The following is a 15198-nucleotide window of genomic DNA, read 5'->3' on the forward strand; positions in this document are numbered from 1 at the left end:
GAACCCGGTCACTCGCCGCGGCACAACCGGTCGGTGGTGAGTGACGGATCGGGGATGTTCTCCTCGGTGAAGCCGAACGGGCCGAGGATCTTCATGTACTCGGTGCGGTCGGCGAGGATCTTCTTCACCTCGGCGTTGTACGCGTCGCGCAGGGAGGTGTCCTCCTTCCGGAACACCGTCGCACCCGCCGGGTTCTGGGGTTTGCCGTCGATGACCGCGATGAACGGCTGCGTGACTTCGACGTTGAGGCCGGGCGTGTGCGTCTTGGCGTAGTTCAGGGATACCGCCGTCAGAGCGAAGGCGTCCACCCGGCCGGAGTTCACGGCATCGATCCCGGACTGCTGGTCCTTGACGAGCATCGGATCGGGGATGTCCAGTTCGGAGGCGTAGTCGGCCTCGATGGCACCGGTCATGGCCGCCATCTTCGCGCCGGAGCGTTTGATCGAATCCATGTCCGTGAGGTGCTTCGGATTGCCCGGCTGCACCATCAGCGCGGTGGTGTAGTTGATCTCGGGAACGCTGAACGCGGCTTGGCCGCACCGCTCCGGCGTGATCGACATTCCGGCGCTGACCAGGTCGTATCGTTTGGCGTTGAGTCCGGGGATGAGGCCGCCCCAGTCGGTCTTCACGCCCTTGAGTTCGTTGACGCCGAGCCGCCGGAACACTTCGCGGTGGAGTGCGATGGTGCCGCCGGTGAGCTGCCCGTCGGCGTCGAACGAATACGGCGCTTCATTGGCGTAGGCCACGGTGACGGTTCCGGCCTTCCGCAGATCGTCGAGCGTGGTCTCGCTGCCGGTGTCGGTCTTGGTGCACGCGGTCAGCGCTGTCGCGGTCACGATCATCGTGGCCGCCACGGCCGCCGCCGTGCGGAACACATGTCGCCGGTCGCCGGCGATCCGTCGCTTGGTCGTGTGTGTCTGCTTGATCTTCTTTGCCACTGTGTTCTCCCGCCGGGCCCGGTCCGGACGGAGCCGATGGCGGAGGAGCTCTCAACGGCGAGTGACGTACGGCGGCCCTTGGTTTCGTATGATCGCACTCTTGACTATCGGGTGAATCGACCGTAGCAAGGTGGATCACTTCTGATGAGCGCTTTGAGAAGCCCATCGCATCATCGTCGGCGGGCGCGGGGGTGCGGACCGGAGGTCAGGACAGTTGCGAGGCCGCGGCGCGATCGAGGAACCACACCGTGTTCTCGACCCCGTGAGCGCCGGCGCACGGCCAGTCCTCGCGCGCGGCGCCGGACGCCGCCGCGGCGACCGCCTCCGCCTTCTCGGCGCCCGAGACGAGGAACCAGACCTCGCGGGAGGCGTTGATGACCGGGAAGGTCAGTGTGATGCGGCGAGGCGGCGCCTTGGGGGAGTCGGTGACCGCGACGACCGGACGCGAGTCCTCCGCGGTTGCCGCGCTGTGCGGGAACAGGGAGTTGACGTGCCCCTCACCGCCCATGCCGAGCAGATGGATGTCGAAGACGGTCCCGGAACCCAGGCGGCGAGCGTAGTCGGCGGCCGCGGCGTCGATGTCGTCGCCGAACTCGCCGTCGGAGGGCGCCGCCACGTGGACCCGCGCGCCCTCGACCGGCACGTGGTCGAGCAGTGCCTCACGCGCCTGCAGCGAGTTCCGCTCCGGATCCTCGGCGGGGACGAAACGTTCGTCACCCCAGTACAGTTCGACGCGGGACCAGTCGAGGGCGCGGGGGTGGCGGGCGAGCTCGCGCAGCAGTGCGATTCCGTTGCTTCCGCCGGTGAGCGCGATCGTCGCGACCCCGCGGGCGTCCTGCGCCGCGGTCACCGTCGCGATGAACCGTGCGGCGGCCGTCGCCACGAGTTCGGCCGACGAATCGAAGACCAGGTGCTCCACCGGGGCGCTCATCGGGTCGGCTCCGCCGTCGTGCCGCCCGCTGTCGCCCGGTCCTCATGGGTGACGCCGGACAGTCCCTGCAGCGCCAGCTCGTACACCTCGTCGGCGTCCAGGCTGCGAAGTTCCTCGGCCAGGCATTCGGCGGTGGTCCGGCGAGCGAAGGCCGACCGTCCGTCCGGGTGGCCGGAGCTGCGGATGATGCTTCCGTCCGGTCCCTGACTCATCGACAGTTCCCCTCCGGTGTGGACCAGGGTCACCGACATGTCGCCGACGGCGCGCACCACCGGGACGCCGAGTTCGGCGGCGAGCCACCCGGCGAACAGATCGAGTCCCGTGACATCGTGCGGTCCCACCACTCGGGCACGGAGGATCTCGTTGTGCGGGGGACGGTCCAGTGCGGACACCAGCATCGCTCGCCACTGGGTGATGGCCGACCACGCGAGATCGGTGTCGCCCGGTGAGTAGCCGATCCGGCGAGCGCCCAGAAATGCGCCGGGGTCGTCGGTGAGGCGGCCGTCGGTGATCCGTCGCGAGGCGAGCCGTCCCAGCTTGTCGTCGGCGGGCCGCGCGGGAGCCCGGCTCGGCCACCAGGTCACGACGGGGGTGTCGGGAAGCAGGAAGGGGGTCACGGTGGCGTGCGGATGATCGGCGAGCGAACCGTGGAGGTGGAGCACCACCACCTCCGACGCTCCGGCGTCGCCGCCGACGCGGATCTGCGCATCCAGCCGCGTCGGTCCCGAGCGGTCGTGGCGCACCACCATGATGACGCGGCACGGATGCTCGCGGCTGGCGCGGTTCGACGCCTCGACGGCGTCCTCCGCATCGTCGTCGGCGTCGAGGTCGATGACGAGCGTCAGGACGCGACCGAGCGTCACAGCGCCCCCGGTGCGCCGCATCTGGACGAGCTTCTTGCTGGTCTCGAGGGTCGAGGTGTCGGGGAGATCGACGATCACGGGCGCCTCCAGGCTCGTCCGGTGCGGTTCATCATCTCGTCGGCCGAGGCCGGCCCCCAGGTGCCCGACTCGTATTCGTCGGGTGTACCGGACCGGGCCCAGTCCTCGAGTACGGGGTCGAGGATCTGCCAGCTGAGCTCCACCTCTTGCGCCACCGGGAACAGGGACGGTTCGCCGAGCAGCACGTCGAGCAGGAGCCGTTCGTAGGCCTCCGGCGACGACACGGTGAACGCGCCGCCGTACGAGAAGTCCATGTTGACGTCGCGGACCTCCATGCTCGTGCCCGGCACCTTGGACCCGAATCGCAGGGTGACGCCTTCGTCGGGCTGCACTCGGATCACCAGGGCGTTCTGGCCGAGTTCGGCGGTCATCGTGTCGTCGAAGGGCAGGTGCGGCGCTCTCTTGAAGACGATCGCGATCTCGGTGACCCGCCTTCCCAGCCGCTTGCCGGTGCGGAGGTAGAAGGGCACGCCGGCCCAGCGCCGCGTGTCGACCTCCAACGCGATCGCGGCGAAGGTCTCGGTGGTGGAGTCGGGGGAGAAACCCTCCTCGTCCTTCAGCCCGACCACGGGTTCGGAGCCCTGCCATCCCGGACCGTACTGTCCCCGCGCCGAGTTCTCGTCGATCGGGGTGATGTTGCGCGTCGCCGAGAGGACCTTGATCTTCTCCGACTGCAGATGCTGCGGCGAGAACGACACCGGCTCCTCCATGGCGACCAGCGCCAACAGTTGCAGGAGGTGGTTCTGGATCACATCGCGTGCCGCGCCGATGCCGTCGTAGTAGCCGGCCCGGCCGCCGAGTCCGATGTCCTCGGCCATCGTGATCTGCACGTGGTCCACGTAGTGCGAGCTCCACAGCGGGTCGAACAGCTGGTTGGCGAATCGCAGGGCCAGGATGTTCTGAACGGTCTCCTTGCCGAGGTAGTGGTCGATGCGGAACACCGACTCCTCGGGGAAGACGCTGCCCACGAGGGCGTTCAGTTCCCGGGCGCTGTCGAGGTCGTGGCCGAAGGGCTTCTCGATGACGACTCTCCGCCAGCTGTCGCCGTCCTGGTCGGCCATCCCCGTGCGCCGCAGTTGGCTCAGGACCACAGGGAACGCCTTCGGCGGGATCGACAGATAGTAGGCGTGGTTGCCGTCGGTCCCGCGTTCCCGGTCCAGATCGGCGAGCGTCTGCTGCAGAGCGGCGAAGGCGTCGTCGTCCTCGAAGGTGCCCGCGACGAAACGGATGCCCTCGGCGAGCCGATCCCACACCTCCTGTCGGAAGCCGGTGCGGCTGCCCGCCTCCACCGCCTCCCGAACCACGTCGGCGAAGTCTTCGTGCTCCCAGTCGCGCCTCGCGAAGCCGACGAGCGCGAAGCTCGGCGGAAGCAGACCCCGATTGGCGAGATCGTAGATCGCCGGCATGAGCTTGCGGCGCGCGAGGTCGCCGGTGACGCCGAAGATCACCAGGGCGGACGGCCCGGCGATCCTCGGCAGCCGCGTGTCATGCGGATCGCGAAGCGGGTTCTTCCACGGCTTGTCGACCGCACGTCCCATATCGCTCTGGCCTCTCGTATCGTCCGGGCGTCGTGTCGGCTAGCGCTGCGCGGCGTCGAGCTGCGTCCGGGTGGCCTCGAGGAGGTCGTTCCAGGCGTCCTCGAACTTGCTGACCCCCTCGGCCTCCAATACTGCGAAGACGTCGGGCAGATCGACTCCCACGCGAGTGAGTGAGTCGAACACCTCCTGGGACGCCTCGGCCCGGCCGAGGATCGAGTCGGTGTCGACCCACCCGTGGTCAGCGAAGGCGTTCAGAGTCTTCACCGGAACCGTGTTGACCGTGTTCGGCGCCACCAGTTCGCTCACGTACAGGGTGTCCGGGTACTGGGCGTTCTTGGTCCCGGTGGACGCCCACAGCGGGCGCTGGGGCAGCGCCCCGTGCGCTTGGAGATCGGGGAAGCGGATCCCGGTCTCGAACACTTCGCGGTAGGCGGCGTAGGCAAGGCGGGCGTTCGCGAGACCGGCCTTGCCTCGCAGCTCGAGCGCTTCGGGCGTTCCGATGGCGTCGAGGCGCTTGTCGATCTCCGAGTCGACGCGGGAGACGAAGAACGAGGCGACCGACTCGATCTTGGCGGCGTCGTGGCCGTTGCGGAGTGCGGCGTCCAGCCCGTCGAGGTACGCGTCCATCACTGCGCGGTAGCGGTCCACCGAGAAGATCAGGGTCACGTTGACGCTGATGCCCTCGGCGATCACCCGGGTGATCGCCGGCAGCCCGGCCTCGGTGGCCGGGATCTTGATGAACAGATTCGGGCGGTCGACGATCTTCCACAGCTCGATCGCCTGCGCCACGGTCTCATCGGTCTTGTTCGCCAGTCGCGGATCCACCTCGATGGAGACGCGGCCGTCGTGGCCGTCGGTGTCGACGAAGACCTGCTGCAGGACGTCACACGCCGCACGGACGTCGTCGGTGGTGATGGCGGTGACGGCCGCATCGACGTCGGCGCCCACCGACGCGAGATCCTTGACCTGAGCCGCGTAGCTCTCGGATTTGGAGATCGAGTTCTGGAAGATCGCGGGATTGGTGGTGACGCCGACGATCGAGTGAGTGTCGATCTCATCCTGAAGAGCGCCCGAGGCGATCAGGTCGCGGGACAGGTCGTCGAGCCAGACGGACACGCCGGCCTCCGAGAGGGCGGCGAGGTTCTTGTTCTGAGACATGGGGATGACTCCTGTTCTCCGGATCGGGTCGGATGTCGTGTTGCGGTGGTTTCGACTCGCTGCGCTCGCTCGACCGCAGGAGGTCAGCGGTTGAGCACGCGGCGGGCGGCGGCCGCGACGGCGTCGGCGGTGATGCCGAACTCGTCGTACAGCTTCTGGTACGGAGCCGAAGCGCCGAAGTGCTCCAGCGAGACGATCTCGCCGCCCGCGACGATCGCATGCCACGGCATGGCGATGCCGGCTTCCACGGCGACGCGCGGAATGCCGGTCGGCAGCACCGACTCGCGGTAATCGTCGTCCTGCTCGGCGAACCACTCCAGCGACGGCATCGAGACCACGCGTGCGCCGATGCCCTCGGCGGCGAGCGTCTGCGCCGCCTGCACCGCCAGCGACACCTCCGAGCCGGTGCCGATCAGCACCACCTCGAAGGTCCCGTCGGCGTCGGACAGGACGTAGCCGCCGCGGGCGACTCCTTCGAAGCTGGTGCCTTCCAGGACCGGCACGTTCTGGCGGGTCAGGGCCAGCCCGACCGGCCGGTGACGGCGAGTCAGCAGATGCCGCCACGCGTGAGCGGTCTCATTGGCGTCGGCGGGACGGACCACGTCCAGGTGGGGAATCGCGCGCAGCGCGGCGAGATGTTCCACCGGCTGGTGGGTGGGACCGTCCTCGCCGAGGCCGATCGAGTCGTGGGTCCACACGTAGATCGGGTCGATCTCCATCAGCGCGGCCAGACGCACCGCGGGCCGCATGTAGTCGGAGAACTGCAGGAAGGTTCCGCCGTACGCGCGCGTCGGGCCGTGCAGGACGATGCCTGACAGGATCGATCCCATCGCGTGCTCGCGGATGCCGAAGTGCAGGGTCCGGCCGTACGGATCGGCTTTCCAGGTCCCGGTGCTGATGGTTTCGGGACCGAACGAGACGGCACCGTCCATCGTGGTGTTGTTGGAGCCTGCGAGGTCGGCCGATCCGCCCCACAGCTCGGGCAGGACGGGCGCGAGCGCCGAGAGGACCTTGCCCGAGGCCGAGCGGGTCGCCACATCCTTGTCGCCGACCTCCCAGGACGGCAGCACGTCGGTCCAGCCCTCGGGCAGCGCATGCGCGGCCAGCCGGTCGAACAGCTCCTTGCGCTGGGGGTTCTCGGCGGCCCAGACGTCGAAGCCCTCCTGCCACGCGGCTCGCTCGGCGGCGGCCCGAGCCTGCAGCGACCGGGTGTGCCCGAGCACGGCCGGGTCGACGTCGAAGCTCTTGGCCGGGTCGAATCCGAGGATCTCCTTGGTCGCGGCGACCTCGTCGGCGCCCAGGGCCGAGCCGTGCGAGGCGCCGGTGTTCATCTTGTTGGGGGCCGGCCAGGCGATGATGGTGCGCAGGCAGATGATCGACGGCTTGTCGGTGACGGCCTTCGCGTTCTCGATCGCCTCTTCGATCGCGACGATGTTCTCGCCGCCCTCGACGATCTGGACGTGCCAGCCGTACGCCTCGTAACGCTTGGCGGTGTCCTCCGAGAGCGCGATGCTGGTGTCGTCCTCGATCGAGATGTGGTTCTGGTCGTAGAAGACGATGAGGTTCCCGAGTTCCTGCGTACCCGCGAGGGAACTGGCCTCGGAGGTGACGCCCTCTTCGATGTCGCCGTCCGAGGCGATCACGTACACGTGATGATCGAACGGGCTCTGGCCCGCCGGTGCGTCGGGATCGAACAGGCCGCGCTCGCGCCGGGCCGCCATGGCCATGCCGACCGCCGACGCGAGCCCCTGTCCGAGCGGGCCGGTGGTGATCTCCACACCCTTGGTGTGGCGGAACTCGGGGTGGCCGGGCGTCAGCGAGCCCCAGGTGCGCAGCGCCTCCAGATCGCCCAGTTCGAGGCCGAAACCACCGAGATACAGCTGGATGTACTGGGTGAGGCTCGAGTGGCCGCACGAGAGGACGAACCGGTCGCGTCCCACCCAGGCCGGATCGGACGGATCGTGGCGCATCACGCGCTGATACAGGGTGTACGCCAGCGGTGCCAGACTCATCGCCGTGCCGGGGTGGCCGCTGCCGCACTTCTGTACCGCGTCCGCGGCCAGAATGCGAGCCGTGTCCACGGCCTTGGTGTCCAGGTCGCTCCAGTCGGCGGGGTGAACCTGCTGGGTGAGCTCGCGGATCTCGTCGGTAATCGCCACGGTGGTGGAGTCTCCTGTGCCTTGTCGTGGGTGCTCGGACGCAATGGTGATTTCCAGCCTAGCGGTCCGCCGCACGCTCGCGCGCGACTGGCTGGGGACTTTCCGGTGTGATGGACCACCTTCGGCGGGCGCGGTCGCCAGGATTGAGTGCAAGTGTGATCTGGGCAGTGCGGATTCTGTTATGAGAGACCTCCGGGTCTACCATCGGTTGTAGTAGCCCGTCGGTGTGCCCAGTGTCGCGTACAGACCGTCGCCCGGATCCGTCGTGGACGGATCGCGCGGCGCGATGACGCCGGGTCTTATGTGAGGAGCATCTGTGAGTATTGGGGAAAGCGCGGACACCGACGCCTCCTCGACCTCGATGTCTACCGAGAACCCGGCCGGGAACGCCGGCCTCGGTGCGCGTGCGTGGGGCATGGTCCTGGCGTACATCGCGCTGACCAAGCCGCGTGTCATCGAGTTGCTTCTGGTCTCGACCATTCCGGTGATGCTCCAGGCGGAGCGCGGAACGGTCGACATCGGCCTGATCCTGATCACCGTGGTCGGCGGGTGGCTCGGTGCCGCGAGCGCCAACAGCCTGAACATGGTGGCCGACGCCGACATCGATCAGAAGATGAAGCGGACGCAGCGCCGGCCGCTGGCCCGTCACGCGGTGCCGGTGCGCAATGCGCTGATCTTCGGCATCGTCCTGGCGGTCGTGTCGTTCGTCGTGCTCTACTTCGGTACCGCGAACGACGCGGGGGAGCGGTCGTTCCTGCCGTCGATCCTGGTTTTGATCACCATCGGCTTCTACGTCTTCGTCTACACGCTGGTGCTCAAGCGCCGCACGTGGCAGAACGTGATCTGGGGCGGCGCCGCCGGCTGCATGCCCGCACTCGTCGGATGGGCGGCGGTGACGCATTCGCTCAGCTGGCAGCCCTTCGTGCTGTTCCTGGTGGTGTTCTTCTGGACCCCTCCGCACACCTGGGCGCTCGCCATGCGCTATCGCGAGGACTACCGCGCCGCGGGCGTGCCGATGTTCCCGGTCATCGCCAGTGACGAGCGCGTCACCACGCACATGGTGGTGTACACCTGGCTGACCGTCATCACGTCCTTCGTGCTCATCCCGGCCGCGTCGTGGATCTACCTCGTCGTCGCGGTCGCCTCCGGCGTGTGGTTCATCTACATGGTCACCAAGCTCTACGTCGAGACCCGCAAGGGCGTCGAGGTGAAGCCGCTCAAGATCTTCCTGACGTCCAACGAGTACCTGGCGCTGCTGTTCTGCGGCCTCGCTGTCGACGCGGTCATCAATCTGCCGACCGTCGCCGGCTACTTCTGACCGACACTCGCAGTCTCAAGGCGCCCGCAGGTGAAAGAGTGAGGACTGCACGCGGCGTGAAGCAGCCGGGCCCGGCCGTCACGAGGACAGCGCTCGCGGCGGTCGTCGCGACACTGTGCCTGGTGGTCGCGGTCGTCGTCGATCTTCCCGTCACCTCGGTTCTGTTCGCGGTCGCCGGCGCCGGTGTCGCCATCGGGCTGATCGGCTCGCTCCGTCGATACGGCCAGAAGTCCGCCCTGCGCGGTGCCGCGGTGGTCGTGGCGACGGTTCTGCTCGTCGGTCTGCCCACCGTGGCGGTGCTGGCCGATCCCGAGACGGCGAGCGATTCGCATGCCGCCGACGGTGACGCGGTGCTCGAGGGCGGCGGCGATCCCTCGGCAGCGCTGGCGCGCGCTCTGGACCGCGCTGACCGCCTCGTTCCCGGCGGCTCGTCCTCGATCAGGCAGATCAGCATCGACGACGATCGGGAGACGGTGCGCGTGCTCGATCCGCGGACCGGGCGGGAGATCGCCTCGTATCGATCGGGAACATCGTGGAGCGACTCGGATCCGGCGCGCACCGGCGAGCGCACCGTGTTCACCCGCGCCGATGTCGCCCACTTGGACCTGAACGCCGCGGCCGCCCGGGTGAGCGCCGCGCGCCAGAAGATCGGCTATCCGGAGCCGACCTCCAGCGGCGGCATCGAGATCGGCCCGCGCTCGGTCGACGACAAGGTGGTGGCCCGATTCGGCCAGTCCGGCGGGGAGAGCATCGAGACGGATCTGCACGGGCGGGTCGCCGACACCGTCGGCGCCGCGTCCCTGAGTGAGTTCCTCTCGGTTGCCGAGCGTGTGCTGAAGGACGAGGGCATCGATCCCGATGGGGCCGTGCTCCGTTCGATCGCGTACAAGGCCGTCGATGAGGCCGCGCCGTGGATCGGCGTGGCGCACCCCGGTGTCGAGCTGGAACTGGACGGCGGCGGCATCTACCGGATCTGGGTGCAGCCCGGTCGGTTCCCGGAACTGTCCGAGACCGACTCGGCGTCCGACCCCGATGGTTTCTCGCTGACCGGACTGACCGGAGCGACGATGGTGCGGATCCGCGACGACCTGGTGCGCAGACATCGGGTGGCGGCCTACGACCGCGATGCCGTCGGACTCAAGATCGGCGTCGCGCCCGGCGACGACGATCCGGCGGCGGATCGGCTGCCGGTCACGGTGCAGATGCAGGTCGGTCCCGACGCGGTCGGGGCGACGGGCGTCTACTCGCCGAACGGGAAGTTTCTGCGCGAGGGACGCCGCTAGCGAGGGACGCCGCCGCAGAGGCCGGCCCGCACGGGCTCACGCCTCGATCGCGCGCCGGAGCTGCGCGGTCAGCCCGGCCCGGACGCGTTCGGTCTGGGGAACCACACCCCGTTCGGTGAGACGATCGACGGTGGTCAGCACCTGCTGCAGATAGGCCGCGCGTTCCTGGCTCCGGGCCCCGTCCGCGTGGGCGAGCAGCTTCAGCGCGCGTCGGCAGTCGCGGGCGTCGGCGGGGTCGAGGTCGTCGGTCCCGGTACTCCGCGCGAAGCGGTCGGCCGCGGCCCAGGTGCTGCGCAGGTCGGTCACGGCGGCGATGTAGCGCTCACCGGCGGCGTCCCCGGGGAAGCGGTCGGTGCGGAGCTCACCGGCCGTGGCCAGACTGTCGTGGAATGCGATGATCGCGGGCGCCGACAGGTCCCAGAGCCCCGGATACCGCAGGAGCATGGCCGGATCGAGTTCGAAGGAACCGTACGCGCTGAGAACCTCGTCGTGGTGGGCCGCGCTGCGCCGCCAGCGCTCCTCCACCGAGACCGGCGAGGGTGCAGCCGGACGCGCGGTGGCGGCGATCCGGGACGGCATCGGCACCGAGACCGCCAGCAGACCCACGGCCAGTGCGACGGCGAGGGCCACCATCAGTGCCACCGGACCGAAGGGCCGAGACGCCGCCAGCAGAGCGATCGCGGCGACGGCGACCACGGCCCAGCGCAGACCGGCGGCCGGCCCGCCGGCGCTCTTCGCTGCCGGCTCAGTCATCGTCGGCGACAGCGAGCATCGTCGACCCGACCGTGCTTCGGGATTCGAGTGCGCGGTGGGCCTCGGCGGCCTGCTCCAGCGGGAACGACTGTCCGACGGTCACGGTCAGCTCACCGCTAGCGACGGCGTCGAAGAACTGACCGGAACGCCACGCGAACTCGGCGGGGTCGGCGATGAAGTGGGTCAGCGTGGGCCGGGTCACCGACAGTGATCCGGCCGGATTGAGTCGTTGCAGGTCGAACGGGGGCACCGGTCCGCTGGCGGCGCCGAAGAGCACGATGGTGCCGCGGACGGCGGTCGCGGCCAGGGATTGCTCGAAGGTCGCCGCTCCGACGCCGTCGTACACCACCCGCGCCCCGCGCCCGTCGGTGAGATCGCGGACCCGTGCGGCCACGTCGTCGCCGTAGCGCAGGACCTCGGCGGCACCGGCCGCGCGCGAGAGCTGTTCCTTCTCGTCGGAGGAGACCGTGGTGATCACCCGGATGCCCCGCGCGCTCGCCCACTGGGTCAGCAGCAGCCCGATGCCGCCGGCCCCGGCATGCAACAGCACGGTGTCGCCCGCCTCGGGATGTGCGCTGCCGTCGAGCAGATAGTGGACGGTGTTGCCGCGCAGCATCGACGATCCCGCGGCGGCGAGGGAGACGCCGTCGGGTACCGGAAGTGCCCGATCGGCGCGGATACGGACGTACTCGGCGTAGCCGGCCGAGGCGTCGCACCAGGCCACCCGGTCGCCGACGGCACGGTGCTCGACGCCGTCGCCGACGGCGACGATCCGGCCCGCGCCTTCGCTGCCCGGCACGAACGGGGTGGGCGACGGGTACATTCCGGTGCGCAGGTACGTGTCGATGAAGTTCACCCCGGCCGCGGAGACGGCGACCACCACCTCGCCGGGCGCCGGTTCGGGATCGGGGAGATCGACGAGTCGAAGGACTTCCGGACCGCCGTGAGCGGACACTTGGATCGCACGCATGGGTCCATTTTCGCACGCCGCTATACTCGGCAGTCATGAGCGATGACACCGCTGCGTCCACAGCCACTGCTTCCGAATCCGTCGCGGCCGCGCCGAGCGCCGTAGTCTCCGCGATCGGAAAGTTCGTCGCCGCCGAGGGCGGTTCGGCCAAGGCCGTGGTCCAGCCTGCGGGTGCCGCGGGAGTGCGGATCACCCTGGTGGGTGAGGCCGGCGGGATTCTGGGCGATCAGGTGGTCGACAGCGTGCGGACCGCGGACGCGGTCATCGAAGCGGTCGACGGACTCGAGCGCGCGGAGTGGGACCGGGATCTGACCTCGGTCACCGAGGTGAAGCCGTCGCACTGGCGCCAGATGGCCGGTTGGGTGGCCCACCAGTCGCGGTTTCCCAAGGCGCGCAACCGCAAGATCCTCGACTGACGACGTACGCGCACTGCGACACGTGCGCACAGCGCAGAACCCGGCGACCGTACGCGGTCGCCGGGTTCTCGTGTCAGATCCGGCGGATCAGCGGCGCGTCGTCGCGAGCACGAGCTGCGTCGCGCCGATCATGAGCAGAGCGCTGCCGAACATGTGGAGGATGACGAGCACCTCGGGAAGACCGGCCGCGTACTGCACGTAGCCGATGATCCCCTGTACCACGATCACGCCGCCGAAGATCAGTGCGGCGCGGCGCAGCGACGGCACCGCAGCCACCGCCAGGAGGATGAGCGCGGCCGTCAGTCCCACGAGTGTCCAGACGGCGTCCACGTGGAGCTGAGTGGCCTGCGTCGGCTCCAGACCGTTGCGGTGCGCCTTGATGTCGCCCGCGTGCGGTCCGGAACCGGTGACCACCGTGCCGAGATAGATGGTGACCCACGTCAGTGCGTACAGAGCCCAGGCGAGCAGGACTCCGAACCGTCGGAGAACCGCGGATTCGGCATCGGTCGCCCCCGGCTCGCCGGCGTCCGGTCCACGGGCGGCCGACCCGGTGTGCACCACCATCCAGGTGGCCAGCGAGATGATCACCATCGTCGCGAGGAAGTGGAAGGCCACGATCCACGGGTTCAGGTTGGTCAGCACCGTGATGCCGCCGATGATCGCCTGCAGCGGAACACCCATCGCGACCCCGGTGGCCAGCCGCCGCGACAGTCGGTCGACCGGGACGCGCCGCATCGCGGCCACCCAGGTGGCGATCGCGATGACCACGAGCACCCAGGTGAGCATCCGGTTGCCGAACTCGATCAGCCCGTGGATGCCCATCGCGGCGTGCGGTGTCACCGAGCCCGAGGTGCACTGGGGCCACGTGGGACAGCCGAGGCCCGAGTCGGTGACCCGCACCGCGCCGCCGGTCACCACCAGCAGCACGTTGGCGGCGAGGTTGGCGATCGCCCAGTAATAGAGGTATGTCGCGGTCGGCCTCTTGAAGCCGAACCAGGAGTCGATCATTGGAAGCGGAACCACCTAACTGCCAGCGCGCCGCCGATCGCGGCCCACACGATCAGGACACAGAAGCCGAAGACGTCGAACGACGAGTCGAGGGCCCGGGTGAGCGCCTCGGTGAGAGCACCGGAGGGGGAGAGGCGGGCGACAGTCCGCGCCGCGTCGGGCACATGCTGATCGAAGACGACGAGCCCGGCCAGACCGAGCAGGACGAACCAGATCAGGTTGCCGAGGGCGAGTACCACCTCCGCTTTGAGCGTGCCGCCGAGGAGCAGTCCCAGGCTGGCGAACGCGACCGTGCCGACCGCGATCGCCACCGCGCCGAGCAGCAGACCCGCGATGCTCGGCCGCCAGCCGAAGGCCATGCCGATGCCACCGATGATGATCGACTGCAGGACCACCACGATGAGTACCGCGAGTGACTTGCCGGCGATGATGCCCCACCGCGGTATCGGGGTGGCGCCCAGTCGCTTGAGCGCACCGTAGCGGCGGTCGAAGCCGACCGCGATCGCCTGCCCGGTGAAGGCGGTCGACATGATCGCGACCGCCAGGATCGCGGGCACGAAAGTGGCGGCGCGCGCGGCGGGCGTGTCGCCGGCCTCGGTGTCGAGGGGGAGCAGGCTCAGACCGATCAGCATGGTGATCGGGATGAACATCGTCAGCAGCAGCTGTTCGCCGTTGCGGAGCAGCAGAACCAGCTCCATGCGAGTCTGAGCCGCCAGCATCCGGGTGAGCGGAGCGGGCCGCGGACGCGGAGTGAACGTTCCGCTCGGAAAGCGATTGGTCGCGGGTACCTCGGTGCTCATGCGCGCACCTCCCGTCCGGTGAGGCTGAGGAAGACGTCCTGCAGGCTGTTGCTGGCCACGTTGAGCGAGTCGATCAGGATTCCGCGGTCGGCGCAGAACTGTGCGATCGCCGAGACCACGGCGGGCGTGATGTCGCCGGTCACCACATGCTCACCGGTCGGCGAGAGCGTGCAGCGGTAGCCGGCGGGGAGTGCATCCTGGAGCCCGTTCCGGAGTTCGGTCGCGTCGACCCCCGAGACGCTGAGCCGCAGCCGGCGCTCGGCATCGCGCCGGACGAGGTCGGACGGTGTACCCGCGGCGACGGCGCGCCCGCGGTCGATGATGACGATCTGGTCGGCGAGTTCCTCGGCCTCATCGAGCAGATGCGTGGTCAGCAGAATCGACACCCCGTCGGCGCGGAGTCGGGAGATCAACTCCCACACCATGATTCGCGCGTGTGCGTCGAGGCCGGCGGTGGGCTCGTCGAGGAAGACCAGTTCCGGCCGGCCGACCAGCGCGCACGCCAGCGAGAGTCGCTGCTGCTGGCCGCCGGAGAGGCGGCGGAATCCCGTGTTCGCGACCTCCGTGAGGCCGAGGGCGTCCATCAACCACTCGGGATCGAGGGGATCGGCGCTGTACGCGGCGCAGAGGCGAAGCATCTCCTTGGCCTTCGCCCCCGGATACGCTCCGCCGCCCTGCAGCATCACGCCGATCCGGGTTCGCAGCGCGTCGTTGTCGGCGATGGGATCGAGGCCGAGCACTCGGACCTCGCCCGCGTCCGGCCGGGTGAATCCCTCGCAGATCTCGACGGTGGTGGTCTTACCGGCGCCGTTCGGGCCGAGCAGCGCGAGCAGTTCGCCGCGTGGCAGCCTCAGATCGAGCCCGTCGACGGCGGTCTTGTCCCCGAACTTCTTCACCAGACCCCGGACCAGGAGCGCCGCGTCGCCCGAAGCCGGTCGGTGATCCGGCCCGGTACCGGGCGAAAGAGCTTCATGCACGCCCAACA

At 69.1% G+C, this 15198-nt stretch carries 14 protein-coding genes; 3 read left to right on the forward strand and 11 right to left on the reverse strand.

Annotation, left to right across the window (positions count from 1 at the left end):
• Window positions 1-8 precede the first annotated feature (8 nt).
• The 6 genes from ehuB to tkt all read right to left on the reverse strand — a co-directional run bounded on the left by ehuB (window position 9) and on the right by tkt (window position 7665).
• Entirely contained in the window at window positions 9-842 is an 834-nt protein-coding gene (ehuB, locus tag GSI01S_RS02795; protein ID WP_085950733.1) for an ectoine/hydroxyectoine ABC transporter substrate-binding protein EhuB, read from the reverse strand.
• 301 nt (window positions 843-1143) lie between these two features.
• Window positions 1144-1869, reverse strand: coding sequence for a 6-phosphogluconolactonase (gene pgl / locus GSI01S_RS02800; protein ID WP_006894847.1), 726 nt, complete (start codon window positions 1867-1869; stop codon window positions 1144-1146).
• Window positions 1866-2810, reverse strand: a complete 945-nt coding sequence (locus GSI01S_RS02805; protein WP_006894848.1) for a glucose-6-phosphate dehydrogenase assembly protein OpcA — start codon at window positions 2808-2810, stop codon at window positions 1866-1868. Before GSI01S_RS02805 ends, pgl begins: the two co-directional genes overlap by 4 nt.
• Window positions 2807-4348: a glucose-6-phosphate dehydrogenase gene (gene zwf, locus GSI01S_RS02810; protein WP_006894849.1), complete on the reverse strand. Its 1542-nt coding sequence runs from the start codon at window positions 4346-4348 to the stop codon at window positions 2807-2809. The genes GSI01S_RS02805 and zwf overlap by 4 nt, the downstream gene beginning before the upstream one ends.
• Window positions 4349-4387: 39 nt before the next feature.
• Window positions 4388-5506 (reverse strand): transaldolase, encoded by a 1119-nt coding sequence (gene tal / locus GSI01S_RS02815; RefSeq protein ID WP_006894850.1) that lies wholly within the window; start codon window positions 5504-5506, stop codon window positions 4388-4390.
• A gap of 83 nt (window positions 5507-5589) precedes the next feature.
• Window positions 5590-7665 carry a transketolase gene (gene tkt / locus GSI01S_RS02820; protein ID WP_006894851.1) on the reverse strand — a complete coding sequence of 692 codons (2076 nt, stop codon included), beginning with the start codon at window positions 7663-7665 and terminating at the stop codon, window positions 5590-5592.
• Between the two features lie 361 nt (window positions 7666-8026).
• Between tkt and GSI01S_RS02825 the strand changes: the two genes are divergently transcribed.
• Window positions 8027-8983: a heme o synthase gene (locus GSI01S_RS02825; protein ID WP_006894852.1), complete on the forward strand. Its 957-nt coding sequence runs from the start codon at window positions 8027-8029 to the stop codon at window positions 8981-8983.
• Between the two features lie 38 nt (window positions 8984-9021).
• Window positions 9022-10266, forward strand: a complete 1245-nt coding sequence (locus GSI01S_RS02830; RefSeq protein ID WP_231650313.1) for a hypothetical protein — start codon at window positions 9022-9024, stop codon at window positions 10264-10266.
• 36 nt (window positions 10267-10302) lie between these two features.
• Here GSI01S_RS02830 and GSI01S_RS02835 read toward each other — a convergent pair whose 3' ends face one another.
• Window positions 10303-11019: a hypothetical protein gene (locus GSI01S_RS02835; protein ID WP_006894854.1), complete on the reverse strand. Its 717-nt coding sequence runs from the start codon at window positions 11017-11019 to the stop codon at window positions 10303-10305.
• Window positions 11012-11989: a quinone oxidoreductase family protein gene (locus GSI01S_RS02840; protein ID WP_006894855.1), complete on the reverse strand. Its 978-nt coding sequence runs from the start codon at window positions 11987-11989 to the stop codon at window positions 11012-11014. Before GSI01S_RS02840 ends, GSI01S_RS02835 begins: the two co-directional genes overlap by 8 nt.
• A gap of 35 nt (window positions 11990-12024) precedes the next feature.
• Here GSI01S_RS02840 and GSI01S_RS02845 point away from each other — a divergent pair, with 35 nt between their 5' ends.
• Entirely contained in the window at window positions 12025-12405 is a 381-nt protein-coding gene (locus tag GSI01S_RS02845; protein WP_006894856.1) for a hypothetical protein, read from the forward strand.
• A gap of 87 nt (window positions 12406-12492) precedes the next feature.
• Here the strand turns inward: GSI01S_RS02845 and GSI01S_RS02850 are convergent, their stop codons facing one another.
• From GSI01S_RS02850 to GSI01S_RS02860, 3 genes are read right to left on the reverse strand one after another with little or no spacing between them, the layout of a single operon-like run.
• Window positions 12493-13413, reverse strand: coding sequence for a COX15/CtaA family protein (locus tag GSI01S_RS02850; protein WP_006894857.1), 921 nt, complete (start codon window positions 13411-13413; stop codon window positions 12493-12495).
• On the reverse strand, window positions 13410-14213 hold the full coding sequence (locus GSI01S_RS02855) for an ABC transporter permease (RefSeq protein WP_006894858.1): 804 nt from the start codon (window positions 14211-14213) through the stop codon (window positions 13410-13412). Before GSI01S_RS02855 ends, GSI01S_RS02850 begins: the two co-directional genes overlap by 4 nt.
• On the reverse strand, window positions 14210-15190 hold the full coding sequence (locus GSI01S_RS02860) for an ABC transporter ATP-binding protein (RefSeq protein WP_045539147.1): 981 nt from the start codon (window positions 15188-15190) through the stop codon (window positions 14210-14212). Before GSI01S_RS02860 ends, GSI01S_RS02855 begins: the two co-directional genes overlap by 4 nt.
• Window positions 15191-15198: the final 8 nt, after the last annotated feature.

This window comes from Gordonia sihwensis NBRC 108236 (assembly GCF_000333035.1).
Classification (GTDB): domain Bacteria; phylum Actinomycetota; class Actinomycetes; order Mycobacteriales; family Mycobacteriaceae; genus Gordonia; species Gordonia sihwensis.

What these genes read in the sequence shown, in the direction of transcription:
- GSI01S_RS02845 (WP_006894856.1), top strand. Translation starts at nt 12,025, where the DNA reads ATGAGCGATGACACCGCTGCGTCCACAGCCACTGCTTCCGAATCCGTC.
- tal (WP_006894850.1), bottom strand. Translation starts at nt 5,506, where the DNA reads ATGTCTCAGAACAAGAACCTCGCCGCCCTCTCGGAGGCCGGCGTGTCC.
- GSI01S_RS02850 (WP_006894857.1), bottom strand. Translation starts at nt 13,413, where the DNA reads ATGATCGACTCCTGGTTCGGCTTCAAGAGGCCGACCGCGACATACCTC.
- ehuB (WP_085950733.1), bottom strand. Translation starts at nt 842, where the DNA reads ATGATCGTGACCGCGACAGCGCTGACCGCGTGCACCAAGACCGACACC.
- GSI01S_RS02840 (WP_006894855.1), bottom strand. Translation starts at nt 11,989, where the DNA reads ATGCGTGCGATCCAAGTGTCCGCTCACGGCGGTCCGGAAGTCCTTCGA.
- GSI01S_RS02855 (WP_006894858.1), bottom strand. Translation starts at nt 14,213, where the DNA reads ATGAGCACCGAGGTACCCGCGACCAATCGCTTTCCGAGCGGAACGTTC.
- GSI01S_RS02825 (WP_006894852.1), top strand. Translation starts at nt 8,027, where the DNA reads ATGTCTACCGAGAACCCGGCCGGGAACGCCGGCCTCGGTGCGCGTGCG.
- zwf (WP_006894849.1), bottom strand. Translation starts at nt 4,348, where the DNA reads ATGGGACGTGCGGTCGACAAGCCGTGGAAGAACCCGCTTCGCGATCCG.
- GSI01S_RS02835 (WP_006894854.1), bottom strand. Translation starts at nt 11,019, where the DNA reads ATGACTGAGCCGGCAGCGAAGAGCGCCGGCGGGCCGGCCGCCGGTCTG.
- pgl (WP_006894847.1), bottom strand. Translation starts at nt 1,869, where the DNA reads ATGAGCGCCCCGGTGGAGCACCTGGTCTTCGATTCGTCGGCCGAACTC.